Genomic DNA, 13,220 nt, shown 5'->3' on the forward strand with positions numbered 1-13,220 from the left:
CCCGAACCGCCCAGCCCCGCTCCCCCGACCGTCCCACTCACCACCAGTAAGAACAGGCAGCCGTGCGCGACCTTCCCTCTCCCCAGGCCGGCCGCTCCCCCGCCGTGCCGACGCAGCGTCACCCGCCGCCCGGCTCCGCCAGCAGCTCCGCGCCCGCCGCCCAGCGCCCGCTCAACCTGAGGGTGCGCCAGGCGATGGAGGAGCGGCTGGCCTACCTCAACGGCGCCACCCGGCTGATCACCACCAGCCTCGACCCGGCCGCCACCGTGCGCACCCTGACCAGCGTGCTGGTGCCCTCGCTGGCCGACGCCGCCCTGGTGCACCTGCGCGGCTGGACGCCCCGCACGCCCCGCGAGCGGGAGCTCGCGCTGCCGCTCGAACTCACCCTGCACCGCGCCGAGGGCACCCGGCTGGGCACCCGCCGCCCACCGCTGAAGGTCCGTCCGGGCGGGCCGCTGGAGCGGCTGATGCGCGGTGAGCTGATGCCGGGTCAGGTGATCCTGGGCAGCGCGGAGGGCGAGCGGCTGCGCCCGGTGCTGCAGGAGCTCTACGGTGCCCGGGCGCTGGCCGGCCTGGCCCGCGGCACGGCGCTGCTCACGCTGCCGCTGCAGGGGCGGGCCGCCGCCCCGTCCGCCCGGCGGTCGCGCCGCGGGCGCCCGGACCGGCCGGACGAGGAGGCGCTGCTCGGCGTGCTGGTGCTGGTCCGCCGCCCGCCGGTGCCGGGCAAGGAGCCGGCCAGGTTCGACCCGACGGACACCCGCACCGCCGCCCACCTGGCCACCGTGGCGGGCCTGGCGGTGGACACCGCCTACCGCTACACCCGGGAGTCGGAGATCGCCGGCGGCCTGCAGCGCAGCATGCTGCCGACCCACCTGCCGCAGCCGCACGGGGTGCGGCTGGCGCACCGCTACCTGCCGGGCGAGAGCGAGTCCCAGGTCGGCGGCGACTGGTACGACGCGATCCCGCTGCCGGGCAACCGGGTGGCGCTGGTGGTCGGCGACGTGATGGGCCACTCGCTGACCTCGGCGGCCGTGATGGGCCAGCTGCGCACCAGCGCGCAGACCCTGGCCGCGCTCGACCTGCCGCCGCACGAGGTGCTCTACCACCTGGACGAGCAGGCCCAGCGGCTCGGCCGCGAGGAGCACCTGGCGACCTGCGTCTTCGCGGTCTACGACCCGATCGCCAACCGGATCGTGGTGGCCAACGCGGGCCACATGCCGCCGGCCATGATCCATCCCGACGGGCGGGCCGAGCTGCTGGAGGACCTGCCGGCCGGCGCGCCGATCGGGGTGGGCGGGGTGGACTTCTCCTCCGAGGAGCTGGACGCGCCGCCCGGATCCGCGCTGCTGCTCTTCACCGACGGGCTGGTGGAGAACCCCCGGCGCCCGATCAGCACCGGCCTGGAGCGGCTGCGCAAGCGGCTCTCGCACACCCACCACCACTCGCCGGAGCAGATCTGCCAGGAGGCGCTGCGGATCCTGCCCCGGGACGAGCGGGCGGACGACATCGCCCTGCTGGCCGCGGTCTTCGACGGGATCCCGGCGGAGGACGTGGCCTACTGGTACCTCCAGCCGCGCAACGAGACCCCGGGGCGGGCCCGCCGGCTGGCCGGGCACGCGCTGCGCCGCTGGGGCCTGGAGGAGTTGGCGGAGAACACCGAGCTGATGGTCAGTGAGCTGGTCACCAACGCGGTGCAGCACGCCAAGAAGCCGGTGACGCTGCGGCTGGTCCGCACCTCGGTGCTGCGCTGCGAGGTGGGCGACGACAGCCCGGCCCTGCCGCGCCGCCGCAAGGCGGGCCCGCAGGAGGAGCGCGGCCGGGGCCTGGAGCTGGTGGCCAAGTGCGCGGACGGCTGGGGCGCCACCCGGCTGGGCGGCGGCAAGGTGGTCTGGTTCGAGCAGCGCCTGCCGGGCACCCTCGCCGCGCCCCGCAAGCGCCCTACCGCTTGAGCCGGCGCCAGAGCGGCCTGGGCAGCAGCCGCAGCCCGTGCGAGAGCACGCCGAGCGAGCGCGGCACCCAGACCACGGACGCCCCGCTGCGCACCGCCGCGGCGACCGCCGCGCCGACGGCGGCCGGGGTGGTGGCGGCGGGCGCGGGCGGCATGCCCTCGGTCATCCGGCCGATCACGAAGCCGGGCCGCACCAGCAGCACCCGCACCCCGCTGCCGTGCAGCGAGTCGGCCAGGCCGCGGGCGAAGGCGTCCAGGCCCGCCTTGGCGGCGCCGTAGACGAAGTTGGCCCGGCGCGGCCGGACGGCGGCGACCGAGGAGAGCACCACGATCAGCCCGCGCCCCTGGGCCCGCAGGTGCGGCACGGCGGCGAGCAGGGTGGTCACGTGGCCGGTGAGGTTGGTCTCGATCAGCGTGCCGGCGGCCCGCGGGTCGGCGTCCAGCTCGGCCTGCGGGGTGAGCAGGCCGGCCGCCGAGACCACCAGGTCGATCGGGCCCTCGGCGAACAGCTCGTCGACCAGCCGCCGGTGGCCGTCCAGGTCGGTGGCGTCGTACGGCACGGTGCGCACGGTGAAGTGCGGCAGCCCGGCGCCGAGCTCGGCCATCCGCTGCTGGTCCCGGCCGGCCAGGACCACCTCCGAACCGGGCGGCGCGTCCAGCGCCTTGAGGATCTCCTGGCCGATCTCGCTGGCCCCGCCGAGCAGCAGGATCCGCCCGGCGCGCGTGCGGCGCCCGGTGGTCGCGGCGGGCGTCACGGCAGTGGTTTCGTTCACCGACACAGTCCCAGTCTCCGTCCGAGGTCGGATCGCATGGTGTCATCCGGGTCGAGCCGGGCGCGCGCGGCGCGCCAGTCGGCGAGCGGCCCGTACATGGCGTCGAAGGCGGCCCGGCCGAGCCGGGCGTCCTTGGCGAGGTAGATCCGCCCGCCGGCCTCGGCCACCCGGCGGTCCAGCCGGTCCAGCACGGCGTGCAGCCGGGGCCCGCCCGCCGGCAGGTCGACGGCCAGCGACCAGCCGGGCAGCGGGAAGGAGAGCGGGCAGCCGCTGCCGGGGCCGAACCGCTTCACGGTGCCCAGGAACGGCGCCCCGCCGGCCCGCTGGAGCTGCGTCAGCACCTCGGCCAGCACGGCGTGCCGCCCGTCCGGCACGGCGAACTGGTACTGCAGGAAGCCGCGCGGCCCGAGCGCCCGGTTCCAGTCCCGCACCGCGTCCAGCCGGTGGAAGAAGGTTCCCAGCGACTGCGTGCCGGTGCGCTCGCGCGGCGCGCGGCGGTACCAGAGGGTGTTGAAGGCGCGCGCGGTGAGCGGGGTGAACGGCGCGAACGGCAGCCGGGGGGCGCGCGGGCCGGGCTCCTCGGCGTAGGCCAGCTCGTCCGGCTCGTCCAGGTGGTCGGCGAGGTCGACGACGCCCCGGCCGAGCGCGGCCCCGCCGGCGGTGGTGTCGATCCAGGCGACGCCGTAGCGGCTGCGCGCCCCGTCCAGCTCGGCCAGCAGCGCCTCCAGGTCGCCGGCCCGGCGGGAGCTGACGGCCAGTCGGGTGCCGGTGATCGGGATCAGCCGCACGGTGGCGGCGAGCACCACCCCGGTCAGGCCCATGCCGCCGACGGTGGCCCGGAACTCCTCCTGGTCGGGCGTCAGGAACCGCACCCGCCCGGTGCCGTCGAGCAGTTCGACGCTGTCCAGCCAGGCCGCCAGCGAGCCGTCGGTGCGCTGGTTCTTGCCGTGCACGTCGGCGGCGACGGCGCCGCCCAGGGTGAGCCGGGCGGTGCCGGGCAGCACCGGCAGCAGCAGGCCGCGCGGCACGGTGCGGGCCAGGATCTGCCGGAAGGTGGCCGAGCCGGAGGCCCGCACCGTGCCGCCGCCGGCGTCGACGGTGATCTCCGCCGGCGTGGCCGGCGCCAGCACCAGCCCGCCGGTGTTCTGCGCGGCGTCGCCGTAGCTGCACCCGGTGCCCCGGGCCAGCAGGCCGCGGGCCGGGCGGGCGGCCAGCAGTTCGCCGAGCGCCTCGGGGGCGACCGGCCCGCGCACCTCGGCCCGGCCGCCGGTGCACCGGCCGAAGCCGTCCAGGTAGGTCAGCGGGGCGTTCATGTGGTCCCCGCGACGAAGAGCAGCAGCCAGACGGACTCGCAGGCCAGCATCCACCGGTCACGGGTGATCAGGTCCTCGACCCGCCCGAGCACGGACCGGCCGGTCAGCCAGTCGAACCGGAGCAGCGCGCCGGCCAGCGGGAGCACGGTGAGCAGGTGGCAGTCGACCCCCCAGGGGGAGCCGTTGAGCAGCGCCCAGCCCAGGTAGGCGCCGATCATCGCCGTGCTGATCCCGCGCTGGGCCGCCCGCAGCCCGGCCGGCGTGTAGTGCCGCAGGCTGGGCCGGTGCGCGGCGGCGGCCGCGCCGAGGCCGGACAGCTCGGTGTACCGCTTGGCGACGGCCACCAGCAGTGCGCCCAGGCTGCAGACCAGCACGAACCAGCCGGAGGGCGCCACCCCGGCGGCCGCCGCGCCGCCGAGCGCCCGCAGCACGAAGCCGGACGCGACCATGGTGAGTTCCAGCACCGGCAGGTGCTTGAGCGAGCCGGAGTAGAGGAAGGACATCGCCAGGTAGCCGGCCAGGCAGAAGGCCAGTCCGGGGCTGCCGGTCAGCGCCGCGCCCCCCAGCGCCGCCAGCACGCAGCCGCCCGCCACCAGCAGCGCGTGCCGCTCGGTCAGGTCGCCGTTGGCCACCGGGCGGGTGCACTTGGCGGGGTGGCGGCGGTCCCGCTCGGCGTCCACCACGTCGTTGACGAAGTAAACCGCGCAGGAGGCCAGGGTGAAGACCACGAAGGCGAGCAGCGCGGGCAGCAGGCCGACCATCCGGCCGCGGTCGGCCGCGGCCACCGGGGCCGCGAAGACCAGCAGGTTCTTCGGCCACTGCCGGGGCCTGGAGGTGCGCAGCACGGCCCGCGGCCAGCCGATCGCGGCCGGCTCGACGACCGGCCGCAGCTCGGGGGCCGGCAGCACCGGCGGCCCCGCGGTCATCGGGCGTAGACCGCGGTGAAGTCGCGGCTGGTCGGCTCGAAGTACCGGTCGGCGGGCCGCTCCTGATCGGGCAGCAGCTTGGTCGGCGTGGGCGCGCCCGGGTCGGCGCCCGGCTGGTAGTAGTTGAAGGACATCCAGGCCGGGTTGATGTCCAGCTGCATCGCGCTGACGCAGCCGGCCTGGTGCAGCAGCTCGGCCAGGGTGCGCACGGAGAGCGCGGGGCCGTAGGCGTAGACGAGCCGGCCGTCGGCGGTGACCCCGGCGCCGGAGCGCCAGACGAAGAACTTGCCGCCGATGGTCAGGCCCCAGCCGCTCTCGATCGCCTCGTCCACGTCGGCGGCGACCTGGCCGCCGGTGATGATCGGGCGCAGGTTCTGCCGCACGCCGACCACGTCGGGGGTCATCGAGACGTCCTGGCCCCAGCTGCCGACGGTGGTGTGGCCGTCCTTGTAGAAGACCAGCGAGGCCGCGCCCTGGGTGAGGGTGCCGTGGGTGACGCCGTTGAGGTAGAAGCCGCCGCGCGCCTCGCCGACCTTGAAGCCGCCGTTGAAGCTGGCCAGCAGGCCGTTGCGGGCCTCCGGGGGGATGTTCGGCGGCACGCCCCAGTTGTCCGGGCCGGGGTCGTCGGTGCCGGGGTGCAGCTGGAACTTGACCAGCCGCTGGTCCATCGAGACCACGGCGGCCACGTAGGAGGTGTGCTCGTTGTCCGGCCGGAGCATCGCGGCCTGCACGGCCGGCACGCCCTGGGCGGTGCCGATCACCTTCCAGGCGCCCTCGCCGGGCAGCGGGTCGCCGGCCGGGGAGGTCAGCGGAGCGAGCGCGATGGGGGTGACGGTGGGGGCCAGCGCGTGCTTGTTCTCCGCCGCGGCGGTGCCGCTCTGCGCGGGGGTGGGCCCGGTCGGGCCGAGCGCGATGGTGGGCCGGCCGCCGACCTTGGGTGGGTTCATCTTGTACTGGGCGGTCTCCAGCCCGGTGACCAGCGGGCCGAGGTGGTGGTCCCGGGCCCACTCGGCGACCCGGGCCACGGCGCTGTCGTTGCCCGGCGCGGTCAGCGCGCTGCCGAGCGACCAGCTGAGCCAGGTCAGGAAGACCGCGAAGAGCGCCAGCACCACCTTGACCGGGCGGCGGCGCCAGAGCCGGCGCAGCAGGCCGGGCCGCTTCCCGGACTCGGGCGGCGGGGTGCTCTCCTCGGGTTCGACTTCGGTTTCGGTCTGCGCTCCCACGCGTTCGTCTCCCTCGCACTGCCGGATCTGCGCTTCGGATCCAGCTGACCCCGGGTGCGGGGAGTCGGCGAGGGGAGCGGGAAGTCGAGGATTGACGGTCCAACACCCTCAGGAGTTAGTCATATCAATATGATTGACTGATCGTCAGGTGACGATACGACGCAGACAGAGTCACCCGGACGGGGGCCTGCTAGTGGCTGACGATCCGCACCGGCAGGTCCCGCAGCACCGCCCGCAGCGAGTCGGCGAACCGGTCGTACTCCGCGGAACGGGCCGAGCCCGGGCGGGCCGCCAGACCGATCCGCCGGCCCGGCGCGGGGTCGGCGAAGCGCACCGCGGCCAGCCGGTCGGCCCGCCCGGCCTCCACCTCCAGCGCGGTCGCCGGCAGCAGGGTGACCCCGAGCCCGCCGGCCACCAGCTGCACCAGGGTGGAGAGCCCGGCCGCCCGGGTCGATCCGCCACCCGCCTCCGCACCCACCTCGCGGCACAGGTCCAGCGCCTGGTCGCGCAGGCAGTGGCCCTCCTCCAGCAGCAGCACGTCCAGGTCGAGCAGCACGTCCCGGGGCACGTCGACCCGCCCGGCCAGCTCGTGGTCGGGCGGGGTGACCAGCACGAAGTCCTCGTCGAACAGCGGGATGTCCCGGGTCGGCGCGGAGCCTCCGGCCGGCAGCGCGAGCAGCAGCAGGTCGAGCCGGCCGGCGGCCAGCCCCTCCAGCAGCGAGGGGGTGCGCTCCTCGTGCACGTGCAGGTCGAGGTCCGGGTAGCTCTCCCGGACCAGCCGCAGCACCGTGGGCAGCAGGTAGGGCGCGACGGTCGGGATCACCCCGAGGTGCAGCGGCCCGGTGAACGGGCGCCGGGAGACCTCGACCTCCTCGGTCAGGCTGTGCAGGGCGGCCAGCGCTCGGCGGGCGTGCACCGCCACCCGCTCGCCGAGCGGCGTGATGATGACCTTGCGTGTCGTACGCTCCACCAGCTGGGCGCCGAGCGCCTCCTCCAGCGCGGCGAGCGCGCCGGACAGCGCCGGCTGGCTGGTGCCGACCGCGGCGGCGGCCTCCCGGAAGTGCAGGTGTTCGACCACCGCCAGGAAGGCGCGCAGCTGGGCGACGCTGGGCGTGCGCGGGGCGCCGGACTTCGACTGCGCGGGCTTCGAGGACTTCGGCTGCGGGGTATTGATAGGTCTCTCCGATCGGTCGGATCGAGTCTAGCTATTTCCCTGATCAGTTAGCCGCATGCCAGGGTGGGGCACGCCTGGAACCGTCGAACCATAGGCGGCCCGGGCTCAGAAACCTGCAAATCCAGGCGCTCGAAGCCCTCACAGTTCCAGGAGACGTGACCATGCTCACGATCGGCGACAAGTTCCCCGAGTTCGACCTCAAGGCCTGCGTCGACCTGGAGGCCTCGAAGGCCTTCGCCGACATCGACCACAAGACCTACGAGGGCAAGTGGAAGATCGTCTTCTTCTGGCCGATGGACTTCACCTTCGTCTGCCCGACCGAGATCGCCGCCTTCGGCAAGCTGAACGAGGAGTTCGCCGACCGCGACGCGCAGATCCTCGGCGTCTCCGGCGACTCGGAGTTCGTCCACCACGCCTGGCGCAAGGACCACGCCGACCTGCGTGACCTGCCCTTCCCGATGCTGGCCGACATCAAGCACGAGCTGATGCAGGCCTGCGGCGTCGAGGGCGCCGACGGCACCGCCCAGCGCGCCGTCTTCATCGTGGACCCGAACAACGAGATCCAGTTCGTCATGGTGACCGCCGGCTCCGTCGGCCGTAACCCCAAGGAGGTCCTGCGGGTGCTGGACGCCCTGCAGACCGACGAGCTGTGCCCGTGCAACTGGACCAAGGGCGAGGACACCCTGGACGCCGCCGCCCTGCTGGCCGGCTGACTCCGATGGCCCTCGACGACCTGAAGGCCCGCCTCCCCGAGTACGCCAAGGACCTCAAGCTCAACCTGTCCGCGGTGATCGGCAACTCCGACCTGCCGCAGCAGCAGCTCTGGGGCACCGTGCTCTCCTGCGCGATGGCCACCGGCAGCAAGCCGGTGCTGGCCGAGCTGGAGCCGCAGGCCCGCGAGCTGCTCTCCGAGCAGGCGTACACCGCCGCCAAGGCCGCCGCCGCGATCATGGCGATGAACAACGTGTACTACCGCACCACGCACCTCCTCTCGGACCACGAGGAGTACGCGAAGCTGCGGACCGGGCTGCGGATGAACATCATCGGCAACCCGGGCGTGGAGAAGCTGGACTTCGAGTTCTGGTGCTTCGCGGTCTCCGCGATCAACGGCTGCGGCCAGTGCCTGGACTCGCACGAGCAGGTGCTGCGCAAGGGCGGGGTGGACCGGGAGACCGTCCAGGTCGCGATCCGGATCGCCGCCGTGCTGCAGGCCGTCGCCTCGGTGCTGGACGCCGAGGCCGCGCTCGCCTGACGCCGCTTCGACTCAGCTCCTGACGGGGCCCCACTTCACCGAGTGGGGCCCCGTCAGCGCGTCCAGGCCCGCCACCGCCTCGGCGCCGAAGACCAGCGCCGCCCGGGGGGCGGTGCGCAGCCGCAGCATCTCGTAGAGCACGTCGGCGAACGGCTGCACGGCCAGCGAGTGCGCCACCTCCCGGGCCTCGGCCCGCTCGCCCAGCCCGTCCAGGTGGGCCAGGTCGCGCAGCATCGAGCGGCAGCGCACGTAGGCGTGGGCCCGGCCGCGCTCCAGCACCGCCCGGTCCAGGCCGAAGATCCGGATGGTCTCCCGGCCCTTGGCCGTGCGGGCCCGGTAGGCGCCGGTGGCCAGCACCAGTTGCAGGTGGTCGGCCGGCTCGTCGCTGGTCGGGTCGATCAGCAGGGCCTGGCCCTGGCGGTCCACCGGGTACAGGTCGCGCTTCTGGTTGCTGTTGCAGAAGGCGCAGGCCCACAGGTGGTTGAGCCAGTCGAAGGCGCGCTCCGGGGCCATCGCGATCGGCTGGAAGTGGTCGATGCTGGTGCCCTCGCTGTCCCCGCAGTACATGCACCGGGACAGCCCCGCCGCCATCGCGATCAGGTGCACCGCGAGGTCGCGCCGGATGGTCCGGGCGTCCCGCCAGGACTCCCGGGCCCCGCCGCGGTGGGTGCCGACCCGGGCCGACCGGGCGACCATCCGCTCGGTCAGCGCCTGCGGCAGCGGCCCGCGTTGCAGCGGGATCACCGCCGCCGCCCCAGCCGGGCCGCCACCTCGTCCACCCGGGCCGACAGCGAGCTCTGCAGCCGCTCGGTCAGCTCCTGGTACTCGGCCAGCTCCGCGTCGTCCGCGTCGCCGGCCAGCACCCGGCCCTCCAGGTCGCCGATCCGCCGCCGGGCGTCCTCGGCCCGGGCGGAGTAGGGCGACTCCAGGCCGAACAGCTCGGAGAGCACCGCGTCGTCCCCGCTGCCGTAGACCACCCGGCGGTAGAGCTCCTCGGACACCGGCTGCGGCGCCACCGGCTCCTCCGGGCCGGCTATCCGGATCAGCCCGCCGGGCGAGGCGGCCTGGCAGATGTACGGGCTGTGGGTGGAGACGATGAACTGCACCCGGGGGAAGTGGGCGGTCAGCCAGGGGCCGATCCGCTGCTGCCAGCTGACGTGCAGGTGGGCGTCCACCTCGTCGATCAGCACCACGCCGGGCAGGTCGAGCGCTCCGGCGGCGTCCAGCGGGAGCCGGCCGTAGCAGTTCTGGAACTGCCGGACCAGGTCCAGCACCAGCGCGGCGACCGTGCGGTACCCGTCGCTCAGCTCGCGCAGCGGGAACCCGGGGCCGTCGCCGCGGTGCACCCAGAGCCCGTCGGAGTCCACCCGGGCCACCCGGAAGCCGTCCGGCAGCAGGCCGTCGGAGAGCAGCCCGACCACCACGTCCAGGGTCTGCTGGGCGCCGGGGCGGCCCTCCAGCCGGCGCACGTGCTGGTCGACCAGCCAGGAGACGCCCTCGGCGAGCGAGGCCTCCTCGTGGAACAGGGTGGCCAGTCGGCCGACCGGGCCGGCCGAGAGCATCAGCCGCTGGCTCTCCCCCGCCCCGCCGAGCAGCCGGCGGAACGGGCCGTAGCCGGCGAAGAACCAGCCGCGCGGGTTCTCCGCCCAGGGCCCGCGCTCCGGGCTGGCCGAGCCGAACACCTCCAGCTCCGGCCGCAGACCGCCGGGCCGGGCGTGCTGGGGCGGACCCAGGCTCCAGCGCAGGCCGAGCTGCAGGTCGTACTTGGGCGCCTTGCCGCTGCCGGCCAGCTTGTCCACCGACCAGTCCGGGCGGACGAAGGCCTGCACCCAGCCGGTCCGCTCACCGGCCGTCAGCCAGCCGGAGAAGTCGCTCACCAGGCTGCGCGCCACCGAGGGGCCGCCGAGCGCCAGCGCCAGCGCGCGCAGCAGCGTGGTCTTGCCGGAGCCGTTGCGCCCGGCCAGCACCGTCCAGCCCGCGGCGGGCAGCTCCAGCTGCCGCACCTCGCGCTCCGGCGTGAAGCCGCGCAGGCCCGAGATCCCCAGCCGGGTCACATACATGACGGCATTTTAGGAGGTGACGGGGAGCTCCGGGGAGAGGTCTGCGGTGTCCGGCGTCGAAGCCGCCGCCCGCTGCGCGGCCGCCTGCTCCTGCGCCGTCTCGGCCGCCTCCTGGGCCGCCTCCAGGGCGACGAACACCTCGTCGGCCGCGGCGTTGCGCCGGCGCAGGTGGCCGACCACGGTGTTGGTCACCGCGATCAGCGGCACCGCGACCACCGCGCCGCCGATCCCGCCGATGATCGACCCGGAGGCCACCCCGAGCACCACCGCCAGCGCGTGCACCCGCACCGCCCGGCCGAGGATCAGCGGCTGCAGGAGGTGTCCCTCGATCTGCATCACCGCGACCAGCACCACCAGCACCATGCCGGCGGTGTAGACGTCCTTGGTGACCAGCGCGACCAGCACCGCCAGCGTCCCGGTGACCAGCGCGCCGACCAGCGGCACGAAGGCACCCAGGAAGATGATCACCGCCAGCGGCACCGCCAGCGGCACTCCGAGCAGGTAGATGCCGATGCCGATGCAGAGCGCGTCGATGAAGGCGACCGCGACGGTGCCGCGGACGTAGGCGGTCAGCGTGGCCCAGGCCTTCGGGCCGGCGCCGGCCATCGCGTACCGGGACTGCTGGGGCAGCCCGCGCAGCGCCCAGTTCCAGATCCGGGCGCCGTCGTAGAGCAGGAAGTAGGTGGTGAAGGCCGCCAGCAGCGCGCCGGTCACCAGGTCGATCACGATGCCGACGGTGGTGAAGCCGAGCGACGTGATCTGGTTGGTGTTGTTGCCGATCGCGTCCTGCAACTGGTGGGTGAACTGGCTCAGCTGCTGGTGCGTCAGGTGCATCGGGCCCTTGACCAGCCAGTCGTGCAGCTGCTGGACGCCCTTCTGGGCCTTGTTGGAGACGTCCGAGGCGTTGGTGGTGACCTGCCAGACCACGAACCAGCCGACCAGGCCGATGCTGCACAGCCCGGTCAGGAAGGTGCCGAGCGCGGCCACCACCCGGGGCACCCCGTGCCGGCGCAGCCAGGAGACGGTCGGTTCGAGCAGCGCGGAGAGCAGCACCCCGGCCAGCAGCGCGAAGGCCACCACCCGGAGCATGTCGACCACGTAGAAGATCACGTAGAGCGCCGCGCCGAGCAGCAGCAGCCGCCAGGTGGACTCGGCCGCCACCCGCAGCCCCCAGGGCACCGCCTCGGCCGGGGTGGCGGGGCGGGTCGGGTGCGGGTTGCGCGGCCGCTCGCGGGCCGGCTCCGGCTCGACCGCCGGCTCCCGGAGCGCGGCGCGCGGGCGGGGCGGCGCGGACGGCGGCTCGGCCTCGACGGCGGCCGGCTCGGCCGCCGCCCGGCCCAGTCCGAGCACCAGGGGTTCGGCGTCGCGGGCCGTCTCGGCCCGCCGGGCCAGCGCGCCGGCCGCCTTCGCTCCCCAGCGGGCGACCACGGTCAGTGCCCGGTCCCGTCGTTCGCCCCGTGCCATCCGCACTCCGCTCTCCGGGTCGGTCCTCCGGTCGGCCGCGCTTCGGGCACGGCCGCTGCGGGGCTCACGCTACCCGCTGCGCTCACCCGTCCGGGGCACCGGGGGCGGAAACGGCCGAAGCCCCCGGCCGGAATCGGCCGGGGGCAATCGACGCCTTCGAACTCCTGGTGCCGGAACTCCGGCCACCGGAGCTCTAGTACCAGCTGTGGGCCTGCCAGAACGACCAGGCGCCGCACGGGCTGCCGTAACGGTCGTTCATGTAGCCGAGGCCCCACTTGATCTGGGTCGCGGGGTTGGTCCGCCAGTCGGCACCGGCCGAGGCCATCTTCGAACCGGGCAGCGCCTGCACCAGGCCGTAGGAACCCGAGGACGGGTTGACCGCCTGGTAGTTCCAGCCGCTCTCGCGCGTCACGATGTTGCTGAAGCACTGGAACTGGGTGCTGTCGCCGATGATGCCCTGGGCGAGCGCCTGGACCGAGCCGGGGCTGGCCGAGGTGGCGGGCGCCGAGTCCGTGCTGGTGCTGGCGAGCTCGGAGCGCGCCTTGGCACGGTTGGCGGCCTGCTGGGCCGCGTCGGCGGCGGCCTTGGCCTGCGCGGCGGCATCGGCAGCGGCCTTGTCGGCGGCGGCCTTGGCCTGCGCGTCGGCGGCGGCCTTGAGGCGGGCGGCCTCGGCAGCGGCCTTCTGCGCGGCGGCGGCGGCCTGCTGCTGCTGCGCGGTGGCCTGCTGGTCGATGTTGTCGCTGATGGCCTGCGCGTCAGCGGCGGAGGGCACGTCGGCGAGCAGGGTGGCACCCGCGATGTCCGCTGCCTGGGCCGGCTTGGCCTCGCTGCCCGAGGCCATTCCGACCACGGCACCGACAGCGGTGACCGCAGTGGCGGAGGCCACGGCAACTCCCCGGACCGAGATCCGAGTCACATGGTTTCCTTCCAGCGTCGCCCCCGCGTGACCGTGAGGACGAAACATGCCCCTGGTCACTGTCCTCCACCTGCTGCTGGTCACGGGAGGAACGGGCCCGGTGTCCGCCCCGGAGGCCGGGGCGGGCGCGAAGATCGGGCGGCGTACGGTCCATCCATATCCAGTTGACGC

The 13,220-nt window shown here is 74.6% G+C and carries 12 protein-coding genes; 3 read left to right on the forward strand and 9 right to left on the reverse strand.

What is annotated here, in order from left to right; genetic code table 11:
* Positions 1-62 precede the first annotated feature (62 nt).
* Positions 63-1,949 (forward strand): ATP-binding SpoIIE family protein phosphatase, encoded by a 1,887-nt coding sequence (locus FHX73_RS09750; protein ID WP_145904623.1) that lies wholly within the window; start codon positions 63-65, stop codon positions 1,947-1,949.
* Here the strand turns inward: FHX73_RS09750 and FHX73_RS09755 are convergent.
* From FHX73_RS09755 to FHX73_RS09775, 5 genes are all read right to left on the reverse strand, one after another.
* Entirely contained in the window at positions 1,939-2,721 is a 783-nt protein-coding gene (locus FHX73_RS09755) for an SDR family NAD(P)-dependent oxidoreductase (RefSeq protein WP_211786164.1), read from the reverse strand. The two genes, FHX73_RS09750 and FHX73_RS09755, sit on opposite strands and share 11 nt — an antisense overlap.
* Positions 2,718-4,034 carry an FAD-binding oxidoreductase gene (locus FHX73_RS09760; protein ID WP_145904624.1) on the reverse strand — a complete coding sequence of 439 codons (1,317 nt, stop codon included), beginning with the start codon at positions 4,032-4,034 and terminating at the stop codon, positions 2,718-2,720. Before FHX73_RS09760 ends, FHX73_RS09755 begins: the two co-directional genes overlap by 4 nt.
* Positions 4,031-4,960 (reverse strand): decaprenyl-phosphate phosphoribosyltransferase, encoded by a 930-nt coding sequence (locus tag FHX73_RS09765; protein ID WP_145904625.1) that lies wholly within the window; start codon positions 4,958-4,960, stop codon positions 4,031-4,033. Before FHX73_RS09765 ends, FHX73_RS09760 begins: the two co-directional genes overlap by 4 nt.
* Positions 4,957-6,183 (reverse strand): phosphodiester glycosidase family protein, encoded by a 1,227-nt coding sequence (locus tag FHX73_RS09770; RefSeq protein WP_145904626.1) that lies wholly within the window; start codon positions 6,181-6,183, stop codon positions 4,957-4,959. The genes FHX73_RS09765 and FHX73_RS09770 overlap by 4 nt, the downstream gene beginning before the upstream one ends.
* 190 nt (positions 6,184-6,373) lie before the next feature.
* Positions 6,374-7,357 carry a LysR substrate-binding domain-containing protein gene (locus FHX73_RS09775; protein WP_145904627.1) on the reverse strand — a complete coding sequence of 328 codons (984 nt, stop codon included), beginning with the start codon at positions 7,355-7,357 and terminating at the stop codon, positions 6,374-6,376.
* 161 nt (positions 7,358-7,518) lie between these two features.
* Here FHX73_RS09775 and FHX73_RS09780 point away from each other — a divergent pair, with 161 nt between their 5' ends.
* Together FHX73_RS09780 and FHX73_RS09785 are read left to right on the forward strand one after the other, a co-directional pair.
* Entirely contained in the window at positions 7,519-8,070 is a 552-nt protein-coding gene (locus tag FHX73_RS09780; protein ID WP_145904628.1) for a peroxiredoxin, read from the forward strand.
* 5 nt (positions 8,071-8,075) lie between these two features.
* The gene (locus tag FHX73_RS09785) at positions 8,076-8,609 is read left to right on the forward strand and encodes an alkyl hydroperoxide reductase (RefSeq protein WP_145904629.1); all 534 of its coding nucleotides are present in this window, start codon (positions 8,076-8,078) and stop codon (positions 8,607-8,609) included.
* A gap of 12 nt (positions 8,610-8,621) precedes the next feature.
* Here FHX73_RS09785 and FHX73_RS09790 read toward each other — a convergent pair whose 3' ends face one another.
* The 4 genes from FHX73_RS09790 to FHX73_RS09805 all read right to left on the reverse strand — a co-directional run bounded on the left by FHX73_RS09790 (position 8,622) and on the right by FHX73_RS09805 (position 13,049).
* On the reverse strand, positions 8,622-9,353 hold the full coding sequence (locus FHX73_RS09790; protein WP_145904630.1) for an HNH endonuclease family protein: 732 nt from the start codon (positions 9,351-9,353) through the stop codon (positions 8,622-8,624).
* On the reverse strand, positions 9,350-10,669 hold the full coding sequence (locus FHX73_RS09795) for an AAA family ATPase (protein ID WP_145904631.1): 1,320 nt from the start codon (positions 10,667-10,669) through the stop codon (positions 9,350-9,352). The genes FHX73_RS09790 and FHX73_RS09795 overlap by 4 nt, the downstream gene beginning before the upstream one ends.
* A gap of 9 nt (positions 10,670-10,678) precedes the next feature.
* A complete protein-coding gene (locus tag FHX73_RS09800) occupies positions 10,679-12,133 on the reverse strand; it encodes an AI-2E family transporter (protein WP_145904632.1) in 1,455 nt (484 codons plus the stop codon).
* 193 nt (positions 12,134-12,326) lie between these two features.
* On the reverse strand, positions 12,327-13,049 hold the full coding sequence (locus FHX73_RS09805; RefSeq protein WP_145904633.1) for an aggregation-promoting factor C-terminal-like domain-containing protein: 723 nt from the start codon (positions 13,047-13,049) through the stop codon (positions 12,327-12,329).
* Between the last annotated feature and the right edge of the window lie 171 nt (positions 13,050-13,220).

It is taken from the genome of Kitasatospora viridis (assembly GCF_007829815.1).
Classification (GTDB): domain Bacteria; phylum Actinomycetota; class Actinomycetes; order Streptomycetales; family Streptomycetaceae; genus Kitasatospora; species Kitasatospora viridis.